Source organism: Massilia atriviolacea (genome assembly GCF_003953935.1).
GTDB classification, from domain to species: Bacteria; Pseudomonadota; Gammaproteobacteria; order Burkholderiales; family Burkholderiaceae_D; genus Telluria_A; species Telluria_A atriviolacea.
In genome coordinates, this window is the sequence record NZ_RXLQ01000004.1 from 131,284 (window position 1) to 146,021 (window position 14,738).

Genomic DNA, 14,738 nt, shown 5'->3' on the forward strand with positions numbered 1-14,738 from the left:
AGTGTAAAAATCCCCCGCGCCGCTGCTCTGGCGCGAGGGCAAGGGAACGGTTGCCGGGTCTGGCTGCTTCCCGGCTTACTTCATGCAGGCCGGCGTGATCTTCTTCTCGGCCGCGTAGGCGTTCGACGACTCGTCGACCAGCTTGCGCGTGAGGGCCTTGTCGCCCACCACCCAGTTCGGCGTGATGGCGATCCACTTCTTGCCGTCCCACTGCTGGACCTTGACCGCGCCCGAGCCTTCGTGATCGTCGCAGCTGGTCTTCACGGTCGGGAACATGCCGAAGGCGCCCAGCGCTTTCTGGCGCGCTTCGTCCACGTTCAGGTTTTCCAGGCCCCAGCGAATCTGGTCGCCCGTCATGGTCTTCCCCTTGCCGAATTTTTCCTGCGCCACGCGGATCGCTTCCACCCACAGGATGCCGGCGGTCAGCCCGCGCATGTGGTACACCGAGCCGATACGCGCCTGGTCGGCCAGGTTGCCCTTGCCGGCGGCGTAGACCTTCTTGCGGATCTCGTCGATCAGCGGGTAGTTACCCGGCGTGTTGAAGGTCATCGAGGTGTAGCCCTTGGCCGCGTCGCCCGACGGGATCATGTCCTCTTCCGAACCGGCCCACCACACGCCCAGCATCTTCTCGCGCGGGAAGCCGTTGCGCTGCGCGGTCTTGATCGCGACCGAATTCATCACGCCCCAGCCCCACAGGATCACGTGGTCCGGCCTGGCCTGGCGGATCTGCAGCCACTGCGACTGCTGCTCGCTGCCCGGCGGCGCCACCGCGATCTTGATCAATTCGAAGCCGTACTGCTTGGCCTGCGCTTCCAGCACCGGCAGCGGTTCCTTGCCGAAGGCCGAATCGTGGTACAGGTGGACGATCTTCTTGCCTTTCAGCTTGGCGTAGCCGCCTTCCTTGTCGGCCAGGTACTTGACCATCGCCGCCGCCTGGTTCCAGTAGCTGGTAATGAGCGGGAACACGTACGGGAAGACCTTGCCGTTGGCAGCATCCGAGCGGCCGTAGCCGAGGGTGGTCATCGGGATCTTGTCCTGCACCAGGCGATCGAGCACGCCGTAGGCGATCCCGGTGGAGAGCGGCTCGACCATGGTGGCGCCGCCGTTCTTGGTTTTCAGCCGTTCGTAGCATTCGATCCCGCGCGAGGGGTTGTATTCGGTCTCGCATTCTTCCCACAGGATCTTGACGCCATTGACGCCGCCGTTGGCGTTGACCAGGTTGAAGTAATCGATCGCACCGCCGTAGAAGCCCGAGCCGCCGGCCGCATACGGGCCCACGCGGTAGGACGGCAGCGCGAGGAACTGGTCGGCCGCCTGCACCTGGTTGAAGGCGCCGATCAGGGCGGCGCACAACAGCAGGCTCTTGATTTTAGCGCTCTTCATCTTCTGTTTTACGTGATTCATGATGGTCTCCGGGATGATGCGGTTAATGCGGGAACGGCCAAAGCCGCAGTTTTTCTTTACCTACTTGCCACAGGCGCGCAAGGCCGTGCGGCTCCACGATCAGAAAAAAGATAATCAGCGCGCCGAACACCATCAACTCCAGGTTCGACGCCACCGAGGTTGGCAGCGACAGGCTGTGCGCCAAAATATTCAGGAACACCGGCAGCAGCACGATGAAGGCCGCGCCGAGAAAGGAGCCGAGCACCGAGCCGACCCCGCCGATGATGATCATGAACAGGATGCGGAACGACAGGTCGAGGTTGTACGCTTCCGGTTCGACCGTGCCCAGGTAGGCGTAGGCGTACAGCGCGCCGGCCACGCCGCAGTAGAAGGAGCTGACCGCGAAGGCCAGCAGCTTGGTGCGCATCGGCCGAAAGCCGATCACTTCGGCCGCCACGTCCATGTCGCGCACGGCCATCCACGAGCGGCCCACGTTCGAGCGGATCATGTTCTTGGCCAGCAGCGCCATGAGCGCCACGATCGCCAGCACCAGCACGTACTTGCTGGCCGGCGTATCGAACTGGTAGCCGAAGATGACGATCTTCTGCGCCGTGATCACGCCCGAGGCGCTGCCGTTGGTCAGGTAGGGGATCTTGGTCAGGCACCAGACCACGAAGAACTGGGTCGCCAGGGTCGACGCGGCCAGGTAGAAGCCGCGAATGCGCAGCGAGGGCAGGCCGAAGGCGATGCCCACCATGGCCGCGCACAGGCCGCCCAGCACGAAGGCCAGCAGCATCGGGATGCCGGGCAGGCGGGCGATGAAGTTAAACGAGGCAAAGGCGCCGACCGCCATGAAGGCGGCGGTGCCCAGCGAAAGCTGGCCGCAGTAGCCGGTCAGGATGTTCAGGCCCAGCGCGGCCAGCGAAAAGATCAGGAAGGGAATCAGGATCGCCGACAGCATGTAGGGCGAGGCGAACAGCGGCACGATGGCCAGCGCCACCAGCAGCAGGGCGCCCAGGGCGATGCGCTCCTGGCGGATCGGGAAGATCTGGCCGTCGGATTCGTAGGTGGTCTTGAATTGTCCGGCTTCGCGGTAAAACATATCAGATTCTCCGGATGATTTTTTCGCCGAACAGGCCTTCCGGCCGCACCAGCAGGAACAGCAGGGCCAGCACGTACGGGAACCAGCCTTCGATGCCGCCGCCGACCATCGGGCCGATATACACCTCGGCCAGTTTTTCGGAGGCGCCGATGATCAGGCCGCCGACGATCGCGCCGGGGACCGAGGTAAAGCCGCCCAGGATCAGTACCGGCAGCGCTTTCAGGGCGATGAAGGTGAGCGCGAACTGCACGCCGTTGCGCGCGCCCCACAGCAGGCCCGCCACCAGCGCCACCAGCCCGGCCACGGCCCATACCACGGCCCAGATCTGCTGCAGCGGGATGCCGACCGCGAGCGCCGCCTGGTGGTCGTCGGCGACCGCGCGCAGGGCGCGGCCCACTTTGGTTTTCGAGAACAGCAGCGCCAGTGCGGTCACCAGCAGCGCGCAGATGGCGGCGGCGGTGACGTCGAACTGGGAGACGATGATGTTGTAGTTATCGAGCAGGTAGGGGATCGGCACGTCCTCGATCGGCAGGTCCAGCTTGTGCACCTGCGAGCCCCACAGCAGCTGCGCCAGGCCCTCGATGAAGAAGGCTAGGCCGATGGTGGCCATGAAGAGGGTGATCTCGGGCTGGTTCACCAGCGGGCGCAGGACCACCCGTTCGATGGCCAGGCCGAGCGCGATCATCACCACGATGGTCAGCGGAATGGCGAGCCAGATCGAGACGCCGAACTTGTCGATGATGCCGACGCAGGTAAGGGCGGCGAAGAACACCATCGCGCCCTGGGCAAAGTTGAACACGCCCGAGGCTTTGTAGATCAGCACGAAACCGATGGCCACCAGCGCGTACATGACGCCCGAGAGCAGGCCGCCGATCAGGACTTCAAAGAAAAAATTCATGGTGCGTCCTCTCGGTCCGTCGGTTAACCCCGTCGTTCCCGCGCAGGCGGAAATCCATAGCACCTTTGAGCATAGGTGCCATGGACCCGCGCCTGCGCGGGGGCGACGCGCTGATAGTTTTTGGTGATCGCTTCAATGCGCCACTCCCAGATACGCATTAATCACGTTTTGGTTGCTGCGCACTTCATCGGGCGTGCCGTCCCCGATCTTCTTGCCGTAATCGAGCACCACCACCCGGTCCGAAATATCCATCACCACGCCCATGTCGTGCTCGATCAGCACGATGGTGGTCCCGAACTGGTCGTTCACGTCCAGGATGAAGCGGCACATGTCCTGTTTTTCTTCCACGTTCATCCCCGCCATCGGTTCGTCGAGCAGCAGGATATCGGGTTCGGCGGCCAGCGCCCGTCCCAGCTCCACGCGCTTTTGCAGGCCGTAGGGCAGGCGCCCCACCGGCGTCTTGCGGATCGCCTGGATCTCGAGGAAGTCGATGATCTCCTCCGCCTTTTCGCGGTGCGCCAGCTCCTCGCGCCGCGCCGGGCCCCAGTACAGGGCCTGCATCAGGAAATTCGACTTCATCTTCAGGTTCCTGCCGGTCATGATGTTGTCCAATACCGTCATCCCCTTGAACAGCGCGATGTTCTGGAAGGTGCGCGCAATGCCCGCCTTGGCCGCGCCGTGGCAATCCATGTTCTTGCGGTGCTCCCCGCGCAGCACGATCTCGCCCTGCTGCGGGCGGTACACGCCGTTGATCACGTTGAGCATCGAGCTTTTGCCGGCGCCGTTCGGCCCGATGATCGCGCGGATTTCGTGCTGGCGCACATCGAACGAGATATCGGTCAGCGCCTTGACCCCGCCGAACGACAGCGAGATATTCTTCAGGTCGAGGATCACCGGGCCGGTCTGGCGCGTCGATCCGCCGGTCGCGGGTTCATTGGGTTCGTTCATATTCATCGCAACGCGCTCCTCACGCAGCCTTCTCCAAAACGGGGTAAGTAGTGGCCCCGCAGATGCGCAGATCGGCGCTGACGATCCCCACGCGCCCATCTTCGAACTTGACCTGGGTGCTGATGAACTGGCTGGTCTTGTCGGTGTACAGCGCGTCGATCAGCACCGCGTATTTGTCGGCGATGAATTTGCGCCGCACCTTGCGCGTGCGCGTCAGTTCGTCGTCGTCCGGGTCGAGCTCCTTGTGCAGCACCAGGAAGCGGTGGATCTGGGTCGCGCCCATCAGCGCTTCGCCGGCCAGGTCGGCGTTGACCTTCTCGACGCAGTCGCGTATCAGGTCGTAGGTGGTGGCATGCGCAGCCAGGTCGGTGTAGCCGGCGTAGGCGATATTGCGCCGCTCGGCCCAGTTGCCGACCGCTTCCATGTCGATATTGATGAAGGCGCACACCTGGCTGCGCGCATTCCCGAAGGCGACCGCCTCCTTGATGAAGGGGAAGAACTTGAGCTTGTTCTCGATGTAGTTGGGCGCGAAGATCGCGCCGCAGTTCATCTTGCCCACGTCGGCCGCGCGGTCGATGATTTTCAGGTGGCCTTCGGCATCAAAAATGCCGGCGTCACCCGTGTGGAAGTAGCCCTCGGCGTCGATCACTTCCGCCGTCGCATCGGCGCGCTTGAAGTAGCCGGCCATGGTGGCGGCCGACTTGACCAGCACTTCGCCGCTGGCGGCGATCTTCACCTCGACGCCGGGCGCGGGCAGGCCGACGCTGTCGAACTTGATGTTCCCGTCCGGTTGCAGGCACACGTAGGCGCAGGTTTCGGTGGAGCCGTACAGCTGCTTGAGGTTGACGCCGATCGAGCGGTAGAAGCGGAACAGGTCCGGTCCGATCGCCGCGCCGGCGGTGTAGGCCACGCGCACGCGCGACAGGCCAAGCACGTTTTTCAGCGGGCCATACACCAGCAGGCTCCCGAGCGCATACGCGGCGCGGTCCGCGCCCGATACCGGTTTGCCGTCCAGGATATCGGCGCCGCAGCGCCTGGCCACCTCCATGAAATGGTGGAACATCCTGCGCTTGATGGCGCTCGCGTCTTCCATCCGGATCATGACGGTGGTGAGCATGTTCTCGAACACGCGCGGCGGCGCAAAATAGTAGGTCGGGCCGATCTCGCGCAGGTCGGTCAGCACCGTGTCGCCCGATTCCGGGCAGTTGACCGTAAAGCCGGCCACCATGGCCTGCGCCAGCGAGAACAGGCAGTCGCCCACCCAGGCCATCGGCAGGTAGGACAGGATGTCTTCGCGGTCGGTGAGTTTGTCGAAGCCGACCCCGCCCACGCCGGCCGCCATCAGCGCCGCATGCGACTGGCATACGCCCTTCGGTTTGCCGGTGGTGCCGGAGGTGTACAGGATGATCGCAATGTCGCTGCCGCTGCCGGCGGCCAGCGCCGCTTCGAAGGCGCCGGGATGCGCCTGGTCCCATGCGCGGCCCAGCGTTTGCAGCGCCGCGAAGGAGCACAGGCCGGGCTGTTTGTAGTGGCGCATGCCGCGTTCGTCGTCAAAGGCGATGTGGCGCACCTGCGGGCACTGGTCCCGCAGTTCGAGCAGCTTGTCGACCTGTTCCTGGTCTTCGACGATGGCGAAGGCGATCTCGGCGTCGTTGAGCACATACGCCATGTCGGCCGCCGGCGCATCCTGGTACAGCGGCACCGGCACGCCGCCAAAGGCTTGCGCGGCCAGCATGGCCCAGTACAGGCGCGGGCGGTTGTCGCCGATGATGGCCAGGTTCATCCCGCGCGTGAAACCCAGCGACGCCAGGCCGCAGGCCAGTGCGCGCACCTCGGCGTTGACCTGCTGCCAGCTCCAGGTCTGCCAGATGCCCAGGTGCTTTTCGCGGAAGGCGGGGCGCTGCGGGCGTTCCTGTCCGTGCGCCAGCAGGCGCCGTGGAAAAGTCTGCAATTGCGAGCCATCGAGTGTCTGCACCAGCGTCCCCTTTTGATTGTCTGGCCCCCTCCGTCACGTCAAAATCGGGGTGGCGCGTTTTTTGTGTGATGATATTAGCTCGCGTTGGGCCAGCAGGTTGTCTTTTGGATGACAATTCGCCCTCAAATTCGCGACTTTCGATGCTGCGACGCACAATGACAAACCAGACACAGACATTAGTAGATCACCTGCGCTCGACCATCTGGGCCCGCACCCTCACGCCCGCCGAGATGATCCGGGTCGAGGCCGACTGCTTCGAGCAGTTCGTGCCCAAGGGCGGTTTCGTGTGCCGCAAGGGGGAGCCGCTGGAAAACTGGGTCGGGATCATCGACGGCCTGGTCAAGATCAACAATTTTTCGCCGTCCGGGAAAAACGTCACCTTCGCCGGCGTGCCCACCGGCGGCTGGTTCGGCGAGGGCTCGCTGCTCAAGGACCAGATGCGCAAATACGATGTGATGGCGCTGCGCGACACGCGCGTGGCGCGCATGCCGCGCGAAACGTTCGAATGGCTGCTGGAAGTGAGCCTGCCGTTCACGCGTTTTCTGCTGATGCAGCTCAACGAACGCCTGGGCCAGTTCATCGGCCTGGTCGAAAACGACCGCACGCTCGATATCGACACCCGGGTGGCGCGCTGCCTGGCCGCCATGTTCAACTCGCACCTGTACCCGGGGCTGGAAAAGATGGTGCAGATTTCGCAGGAAGAAATCGGCTACCTGTCGGGCGCCTCGCGCCAGCGCGCCAACCAGGCCTTGCAACTGCTCGAAAAAGAAGGACTGGTGCGGCTCGACTACGGCGGCATCCGCGTGCTCGACCTGGAAGGGCTGCGCCACTTCCAGGCTTGACGAAACGCCGTCGACGTAAGTTTTTTTGAACAGCAGACACTCCCAGACGGGCGATGACGCGTGCCGCGCCACGGCCGGGCGCGATAGAGGTATCATTAGACCAATGACACCACCCGATTCAACGCTGCCCATGCCCACCTCCACCACGCGCGATGAACGCCTCGCGCAACTGCGCGCCGCCATGCGGGGCGCGCAGGTCGACGCCTGCATCATCCCTTCGTCCGACCCGCACCTGTCCGAATACCTGCCCGGCCGCTGGCAGGGGCGCGAATGGCTGACCGGTTTCACCGGCTCGGTCGGCACCTTCATCGCCACCGCCGACTTCGCGGGCTGCTGGACCGATGGCCGCTATTGGACCCAGGCCGAGACCGAACTGGCCGGCAGCAGCGTGCAACTGATGAAGATCCCGTCAGGCGCCAGCCTGCTGCACATCGACTGGCTGGCCGCCAAGCTGGCGCCCGGCCAGACGGTGGCGGTGGACGCCCGCGTATTGGGCCTGTCCACCGCGCGCCTGCTGGCCGACGCCCTGGGCGCGCGCGGCATCGTTCTGCGCACCGATATCGACCTGCTCGACGGCGTCTGGAGCGAGCGCCCCGCGCTGCCGCCCGCTGCGGTGTTCGAGCACGGCGCGCCGTTCGCCTCCTTGAGCCGCGCCGACAAGTTGGCCGCCACCCGCGCCGCCATGGCCAAGGCGGGCGCGCAGCGCCACTTCATCTCCACCCTCGACGACATCGCCTGGCTGTTCAACCTGCGCGGCGCCGACGTGAGCTACAACCCGGTGTTCCTGGCCCATGCCCTGATCGACAACGACGGCGCCACCCTGTTCGTGGCCGACGCCAAGGTCCCGCCCGAGCTGCGCGCGCGCCTGTCGCGGGATGGCGTGACGCTCGCCGCGTACGACGATGCCGCCGCCGCCCTGGCAACGCTGGCGGCCGATTCCACCCTGCTGGTCGACCCGCGCCGCATCACGGCCGGCATGCGCGGCGCCGTCGCGCCCGGCGTGACGGTGATCGAGGCGGTCAACCCGAGCACCTTCGCCAAGTCCAGGAAATCCGCAGCCGACGCCGCCCACGTGCGCGCCACCATGGAGCAGGATGGCGCGGCCCTGTGCGAATTTTTCGCCTGGCTCGAGGCCGAACTGGCCGACCCGGCGCGCGCCCCGTTGACCGAAACGGCCATCGACCGCCACATCACGGCCGCGCGCGCGCGCCGGCCAAATTTTGTGAGCCCCAGTTTCGGCACCATCGCCGGCTTTAACGCCAACGGCGCCATCATCCACTACCGCGCCAGCGAGGCGGCGCACGCCGTCATCGAAGGCGACGGCCTGCTGCTGATCGATTCCGGCGGCCAGTACCTGGGCGGCACCACCGACATCACCCGCGTGGTGCCGGTGGGCGCCACCAGCGAGGCGCAGCGCAGCGACTTTACCCGGGTGCTTCAGGGCGTGATCGCACTGTCGTCGGCGCGCTTCCCGCGCGGCACCCGTTCGCCGATGCTCGATGCGCTGGCGCGCGCCCCGATCTGGGCCGCCGGCATCGACTACGGCCACGGCACCGGGCACGGGGTCGGCTTCTTCCTGAATGTGCACGAAGGCCCGCAGTCGATCTCCGCAAGCGCCATGCCGGAGCCGCACAGCGCCATGGAAGAGGGCATGATCACCTCGGTCGAACCGGGCATCTACCGGCCCGGCCGCTGGGGCATCCGCATCGAAAACCTGGTCCTGAACGTGGCCGCCGAGCGTACCGAATTCGGCGACTGGCTGCGCTTCGAGACATTGACCCTGTGTCCGATCGACACGCGCTGCCTGCACCTGCCGCTGCTGCGCGCCGACGAAATCGCCTGGATCAACGACTACCACGCCACCGTGCGCGCGCGCCTGGCGCCGCATGTGAGCGGCCCGGCCGCCGCCTGGCTCCATTTACGCACGCAGGAGATCTGATGTCGACCGCCCGTTCAACCCGCGCCAGCGCCGCCGTCGACCGCCTCAAGGTCCGCAGCGGCAACGCCGGCTACTCGATGGCCCGCACCGGCGACGGCCTGTTCTTCCTGTCCGAAGCGCCGGGCGAGCCGCCCCTGTGCGCCCCGCTCGAACTCGACCAGTTTGTCGCCTTCGTCAACAAGCTCGGACCGCAGGTGGCGCGGCGCGTCAGCAAACTCGACGTCGCCTTCGAAAAGCAGCTGGTGAAAAAGAAGCCGGCTCCCTAGGCTCCCTAGCATCACCCTGAAGGAAAGCGCATGTCGTTCACGGAGCTGATCTCGGCCTACTGGTCGAAACCGGAAATCGCCACCAATGGCCTGATCCTGCTTAACCTGCTGGGCGCGCTGGCGCTCGGGCTGCTGGTCGGCTACGAACGCTCCTACCACGGGCGCGCGGCCGGCATGCGCACCTATGGACTGGTGTGCATGGCCTCGGCCGCGCTGACCATCGTCGGCGGCTATCCGGGTTTCTGGTTCGGCGGCAGCGGCGCCTCGCTGCTGGCGGCGGTCGACCCCACGCGCGTGATCCAGGGCATCGTCACCGGCATCGGCTTCCTCGGCGCGGGCGTGATCATGCGCGAAGGTTTCAACATCAGCGGCCTGACCACGGCCGCCTCGATCTGGACCTCGTCGGTGATCGGCATCCTGGTCGGCGTCGGCTTTTACCTGGCTGCGATGGGGCTGGCCTTCTTTTCGGCGATGATCATGATTTACCTGTCCAAGGTCGAAGCCTGGCTGCCCTCGCGCCACGCGGTGGCGGTGATGATGCGCTTCAAGCAAGGCTATGTGCCGCGCGAAGACGCGCTGCGCCGCATCGCGCTCGAACGCGGCTACGCCATCGCCGGCGGCTCGCTCACCATCGGCAGCGACAACAGCAAGCAGGAATGGCGTTTCGTGGCGCTGGCGCTGTCCAAGAAAAGCGGTGCGCCGCTGTCCGAGCTGGCGGCCGAACTGGCGCGCTTCGAAGGCATCGACAGTTTCCAGATCTCCCACGCCCGCAACTAAGAAGGAGCACCCATGAAAGCCCAGGACATACTCGATTTCTGGTTCCTGCCCGAGGGGACGGAAGGCCACGACCAGCCGCGCCAGGCCTGGTTCCGCAAGAGCGAGGCCTTCGATGCCGAGGTGGTCGAACGCTTCGGCCACCTGCTCGAACACGCGGTCGCCGGCGGCCTGCGCGAATGGGAGGAGGAAGGGCCGCAAGGGGCGCTGGCGCGCATCGTGCTGCTCGACCAGCTCACCCGCAACGCCTGGCGCGGCCAGCCGGCCTCGTTTTCCGGCGACGCGCTGGCGCTGGCCGCCGCCACGCGCCTGGTCGACAGCGGCGCCGACAGGACTCTCACGCCCGTGCAGCGCTGGTTCGCCTACATGCCGTTCGAGCACGCCGAGGACGCGCGCATGCAGGAGCGTTCGGTGGCTCTGTTTGCCGGGCTGGCGCAGTACGGCGAGGCCTTCGAAGGCGCGCTCGATTACGCCCACCGCCACCGTGGCGTGATTGCGCGCTTCGGCCGCTTCCCGCACCGTAACCCGATCCTCGGGCGCGCCTCGACGCCCGAGGAAGCCGGGTACCTCGAGCAGCCGGGTTCGGGCTTCTAGGTGGCGCGCACCCTCAACCTGATCGGCGCCGGCCATGTGGGCCGCGTGCTGGGGCGCCTGTTCGCGGCAAGCGGCGCGTTGACGGTGCAGGACGTGCTGACCCGCTCGCAGGCGGGCGCGCTCGACGCGATCGGCTTCATCGGCGCCGGGCGCGCGGTGGCGGCGCTGGACCAGATGCGCGCCGCCGATGTGTGGATGCTGGCCGTCGGCGACGACCGGATCGGCGCCGTGTGCGCGCAGCTGGCCGCCCGCCATCGCATCAAGGACGCCATCGTGTTCCATTGCAGCGGCGCGAAGTCGTCGGCCGAACTGGCGCCGGCCGGCGCCGCCGGGGCGCTGGCGGCGAGCGTGCATCCGATCCGCAGCTTTGCCGATCCGGCCCAGGTGGCGCAGGACTTCGGCGGCACCTTTTGCGGGGTCGAGGGCGATGAGGGAGCGCTGGCGGTGCTCCTGCCGGCGCTGGCGTCGATCGGCGCGCAGCCGGTGGCCATCGACGCGCGCGCCAAGACGGTGTATCACGCGGCCTCGGTGTTCGCCTCGAATTACCTGGTGACGGTGCTCGACGCCGCCCTGCGCGCCTACCAGGCGGCGGGCGTGCCGGAACCGGTGGCGCGCGCGCTGGCCCAGCCGCTGGCGTCGGAGAGCATGGCCAATGTATTCCGCCTGGGCGCGGCGGCGGCGCTGAGCGGGCCGGTCGCGCGCGGCGACATGGAGACGGTGGCGCGCCAGCAGGCCGCGCTGGCCGCGTGGGACGGGCCGACCGGGGAACTGTACGCGGCGCTGGTGGCGCCGACCCGGGACCTGGCGCGGCGCAAGATCGACAACCTTGGCAAGGACGCAAAATGATCAGGAAAGCCGAAGCGAAGGACCATGCGCAGCTGCTCGCGCTGTACAAGGCGGTGGCGCGCATCCCGGACGGCATCGCGCGCACGCCGGACGAAGTGACGGACGATTACATCAGTGGCTTCATGCGCAAGGCGGCCGCCGACGGCATCGAATTCGTCTACGAGGAAGAAGGCACGATCGGTGGCGAGATCCACGCTTCGCGCGTGGGCGTCGCCGCGCTGTCGCACCTGCTGACCGACCTGACCATCGCGGTGGCGCCCGCGTGCCAGGGCAAGGGCGTGGGACGCGCCCTGTTCGGCGCGCTGCTGGCCGAGGTGAGCGAACGCATGCCCCACATCACGCGGGTCGAGCTGTTCGCGCGCGAATCGAATGTCAAGGCGCGCGCATTGTATGCCTCGCTCGGTTTCGTCGAGGAAGGGCGGCTGCGCGGGCGCGTGCGCAATGCGCGCGGCGAGATCGAAGACGATGCCCTGATGGGCTGGATCAGGCCGGGGCCGTAAAGTCCCTGCCGCCGCTATGCAACGCGGCTGATGCATTAATGCGAAAAGATGCAACCATGCATCGACAAACGCAAAAAATCGCAATAAGCTAGACCGTTACGGTGATGTTGCGGGAGACTTGCCAAAACGGCAGGGATCGCCATGCCGCTGCTTACGTCGACCAGGGAGACCAGCATGCTATTTTTGAAAAGTACGTCTGTCACAAAGGCGCCCGGCATTTATGAAGTCGACATTGCCGCCAAACCCCCCGGCAAGACTTTCGGCGTGTTCCTCGCCACCGATCCCGACAATCCACCGAATGCGGTGCTGGCCGGCCTGGCCGAGCTGGGCTTCCAGAACACCCACAGCGAGGCCTATACCCACAAGGACCGCGGCAAGGTGCTCGACCTGCACTTTCAAAAGGACGGCACCGACATCTTCAAGGGCTGGAAAACCGAAGAGTGCGAGGCCAACCTGAAAGCCATCGATACCCTGTTCGGCAATGTCGGCATCACCGTCACGCCGCGCGTGATGTCGCTGGCCGAAGCGTATTCCTGAGCCGGGAGCCTCACGCCACCTCGATGTGATACAGGGCCCACGGACAGGCGCCGAAGCGTTCGGCGACCGGTTTGGCGGCCATTTCCGGAAAGCGGTCGGCATCGTACACCGCCCATAGCGGCCCCAGACCGCCCAGCGCCATCGGCGCGCCGTCCAGGTGGGTGGCGACCATGAAGCGCTGCGCGCGCGCCTGCGCCACCGGCAGCGCCACCGCATAGCCGTCGACCGCGCGCAGCAGCAGTTTGCCGTCCTCGCGCAGCCGCGTGCCGCTCAGCGCCACCACATCGAGCAGCAGCGGCCCGCGCAGCGCGTGCGGCTTGCCGTCGTATTCCAGGGTCGGGCGGATGTCCACCGCCGGCAGGGCCAGCAGGGCGGCGAAGTCGAGGCTGAAGGCCTTGTCGAAACTGAGCTTTTGCTTGTGCATCATCTGGTCGCGCACCGGGTCGAACGGGCCGCGGTTGCTGCGCGCCAGGGCGCCGGTCAGGGTCAGCAGGGCCGGTCCGGGCGCCGCCCTGGCGGCCGCGGACGCCGCAGCGGCGGCGGGCAGGGCGGCGGCGCCCAGCGCCGCGCCCAGGAATTGGCGTTTTTTCATGCGAGAATAGCTCCGTCGTGAGTGTCTTCCCGCCATCATATCGCCATCCCGCCTCCCCATGGACCTGTTTCAAGAAACCCGGCTGACCCCGTTTCCGCTCGAGGACGGCGCCCTGGCGGTGCTGCCCCAGCTGCCGCTGCCCATCAGCAATGCCGAGGTGCTGGCGCGCCTCATCGCCGAAACCGACTGGCGCGCCGAATCGATCACCTTGTGGGGCAAGCGCCACCCGCAGCCGCGCCTGACCGCCTGGCATGGCGAGGCGGCGTACACCTATTCCGGCCTGCGCCTCGAACCGCTGCCGTTCACACCGCTGCAGCTGGAACTCAAACAGGCGGTCGAAGCCGCCTGCGGCCATCGCTTCAACAGCGTCCTGCTCAATTACTACCGCAACGAGCGCGACAGCATGGGCATGCACAGCGACGACGAAATCGAGCTCGGCCCCGAGCCGGTGATCGCCTCGCTCAGTTTCGGGGCCCCCCGCAGCTTCGTCCTGCGCCACAAAGGGACGAAACAGACACTTAAACTAGGCTTAAATGACGGTACTTTATTAGTGATGTCCGGAAACACTCAAAAGCACTGGCAGCATGGAATCAACAAGTCGACGCGCGCCATCGGCCCGCGAGTGAATCTAACTTTCCGCTACGTCTTTTAATTTGCGCTTAACGTGCCCTATCTAAAAAATACATATAGCTGAACTCCTGGTCAGTTATTCGCCGGAAGCACGATTTTTCGCGTTACATTTGCTTACAAGTCTTACGGAATGCCCCTTCATGCGGCCTGTTCGCAGTGCTATCTTGATTACCTCGCAATTCATTGGGAATTGCGGAACAGACTGTTTCACACAAAGGATTCCGCATGAAAAAGCTCATTTTTGCATTGATCGCCGGCGTCACCGCGATGACCGCAGCGCAAGCTCAGAACCCAGTTCCCTACATCGGCCTCGGCGTCGCTTCGTCCGACCATAATTTCAAGATCGGCGGCAACGACTACGACGGCGACGGCTTCAAGCCATCGCTGAAAGTCTTCGGCGGCGTCGACATCACCCCGATGTGGGGCGTGGAAGCCGGTTACACCGACCTGCGCAAGGCTGAGTACGACTACAAGATCGGCAACCTCAACGGCACCGGCAGCACCGAAGGCAAGCGCGCCTACGTCGCCGGCAAGGGCACCATGCCAGTCAACGAGATGTTCTCGGTCTACGGCAAGCTGGGCGTAGGCTACAGCAAGGTCGACAGCACTTCGTCGAACCTGAACTACAAGGAAAGCGACACGGGTGTGTACGCGGGCGTCGGCGCTCAGTACAACATCAACAAGCAGGTCGCCCTGACGCTCGAATACGAGCGCTATGGCAAGAGCAAGGACTTCGGTGCCAAGGCAGACGCCATCACCGTCGGTGCCCGCTATAGCTTCTGATCGACCGTTCAGGCCGGACGCCCCGCGCCCGGCCTGAACCGCTCCGTACAGAAGGGCTGACCGTCACAGGCACGGCGCCTTCCAGTGTGTGCAGCAAGCGCCCCCTCCGCTTGCTGTACCCATCGGGAG

16 protein-coding genes are annotated in these 14,738 nt (G+C 65.6%); 10 read left to right on the top strand and 6 right to left on the bottom strand.

The annotated features are described in order from the left end of the window. Nucleotides 1–75: 75 nt before the first annotated feature. From EJB06_RS08570 to EJB06_RS08590, 5 genes are all read right to left on the bottom strand, one after another. Nucleotides 76–1,404, bottom strand: a complete 1,329-nt coding sequence (locus tag EJB06_RS08570; RefSeq protein WP_198420790.1) for an ABC transporter substrate-binding protein — start codon at nt 1,402–1,404, stop codon at nt 76–78. A gap of 22 nt (nt 1,405–1,426) precedes the next feature. Continuing rightward, the gene (locus EJB06_RS08575; protein WP_126073603.1) at nt 1,427–2,485 is read right to left on the bottom strand and encodes a branched-chain amino acid ABC transporter permease; all 1,059 of its coding nucleotides are present in this window, start codon (nt 2,483–2,485) and stop codon (nt 1,427–1,429) included. A gap of 1 nt (nt 2,486) precedes the next feature. Continuing rightward, nucleotides 2,487–3,383, bottom strand: coding sequence for a branched-chain amino acid ABC transporter permease (locus EJB06_RS08580; protein ID WP_126073604.1), 897 nt, complete (start codon nt 3,381–3,383; stop codon nt 2,487–2,489). Between the two features lie 132 nt (nt 3,384–3,515). Further along, entirely contained in the window at nt 3,516–4,337 is an 822-nt protein-coding gene (locus EJB06_RS08585) for an ABC transporter ATP-binding protein (RefSeq protein WP_126073605.1), read from the bottom strand. 13 nt (nt 4,338–4,350) lie between these two features. Next, nucleotides 4,351–6,309, bottom strand: coding sequence for an AMP-dependent synthetase/ligase (locus EJB06_RS08590; protein ID WP_126073606.1), 1,959 nt, complete (start codon nt 6,307–6,309; stop codon nt 4,351–4,353). A gap of 152 nt (nt 6,310–6,461) precedes the next feature. On the opposite strand from EJB06_RS08590, the gene EJB06_RS08595 reads away from it, so the two are divergent. The 8 genes from EJB06_RS08595 (at nt 6,462) to EJB06_RS08630 (ending at nt 12,604) form a co-directional block, all read left to right on the top strand. Beyond that, complete coding sequence (locus tag EJB06_RS08595) at nt 6,462–7,148, top strand: Crp/Fnr family transcriptional regulator (protein ID WP_126073607.1); 687 nt, start codon at nt 6,462–6,464, stop codon at nt 7,146–7,148. A 130-nt stretch (nt 7,149–7,278) separates the two neighbouring features. Continuing rightward, nucleotides 7,279–9,087 (top strand): aminopeptidase P family protein, encoded by a 1,809-nt coding sequence (locus tag EJB06_RS08600; protein ID WP_198420791.1) that lies wholly within the window; start codon nt 7,279–7,281, stop codon nt 9,085–9,087. Next, a complete protein-coding gene (locus EJB06_RS08605; RefSeq protein WP_126073609.1) occupies nt 9,087–9,353 on the top strand; it encodes a hypothetical protein in 267 nt (88 codons plus the stop codon). Before EJB06_RS08600 ends, EJB06_RS08605 begins: the two co-directional genes overlap by 1 nt. Nucleotides 9,354–9,383: 30 nt before the next feature. After that, nucleotides 9,384–10,130 carry an MgtC/SapB family protein gene (locus EJB06_RS08610; protein ID WP_126073610.1) on the top strand — a complete coding sequence of 249 codons (747 nt, stop codon included), beginning with the start codon at nt 9,384–9,386 and terminating at the stop codon, nt 10,128–10,130. A 12-nt stretch (nt 10,131–10,142) separates the two neighbouring features. Further along, nucleotides 10,143–10,721, top strand: a complete 579-nt coding sequence (locus tag EJB06_RS08615; RefSeq protein ID WP_126073611.1) for a DUF924 family protein — start codon at nt 10,143–10,145, stop codon at nt 10,719–10,721. After that, on the top strand, nt 10,722–11,567 hold the full coding sequence (locus tag EJB06_RS08620; protein WP_126073612.1) for a Rossmann-like and DUF2520 domain-containing protein: 846 nt from the start codon (nt 10,722–10,724) through the stop codon (nt 11,565–11,567). It begins immediately after the preceding gene. Beyond that, nucleotides 11,564–12,067 carry a GNAT family N-acetyltransferase gene (locus EJB06_RS08625; RefSeq protein WP_126073613.1) on the top strand — a complete coding sequence of 168 codons (504 nt, stop codon included), beginning with the start codon at nt 11,564–11,566 and terminating at the stop codon, nt 12,065–12,067. The genes EJB06_RS08620 and EJB06_RS08625 overlap by 4 nt, the downstream gene beginning before the upstream one ends. Before the next feature lie 174 nt (nt 12,068–12,241). Continuing rightward, the gene (locus EJB06_RS08630) at nt 12,242–12,604 is read left to right on the top strand and encodes a hypothetical protein (protein WP_126073614.1); all 363 of its coding nucleotides are present in this window, start codon (nt 12,242–12,244) and stop codon (nt 12,602–12,604) included. Between the two features lie 10 nt (nt 12,605–12,614). Here EJB06_RS08630 and EJB06_RS08635 read toward each other — a convergent pair whose 3' ends face one another. Beyond that, nucleotides 12,615–13,196, bottom strand: a complete 582-nt coding sequence (locus tag EJB06_RS08635; protein ID WP_126073615.1) for a putative pterin-binding protein — start codon at nt 13,194–13,196, stop codon at nt 12,615–12,617. Nucleotides 13,197–13,254: 58 nt separating this feature from the next. On the opposite strand from EJB06_RS08635, the gene EJB06_RS08640 reads away from it, so the two are divergent. After that, on the top strand, nt 13,255–13,848 hold the full coding sequence (locus tag EJB06_RS08640) for an alpha-ketoglutarate-dependent dioxygenase AlkB family protein (RefSeq protein ID WP_126073616.1): 594 nt from the start codon (nt 13,255–13,257) through the stop codon (nt 13,846–13,848). A 203-nt stretch (nt 13,849–14,051) separates the two neighbouring features. Beyond that, complete coding sequence (locus EJB06_RS08645) at nt 14,052–14,609, top strand: porin family protein (protein ID WP_126073617.1); 558 nt, start codon at nt 14,052–14,054, stop codon at nt 14,607–14,609. The last annotated feature ends 129 nt before the right edge of the window (nt 14,610–14,738 follow it).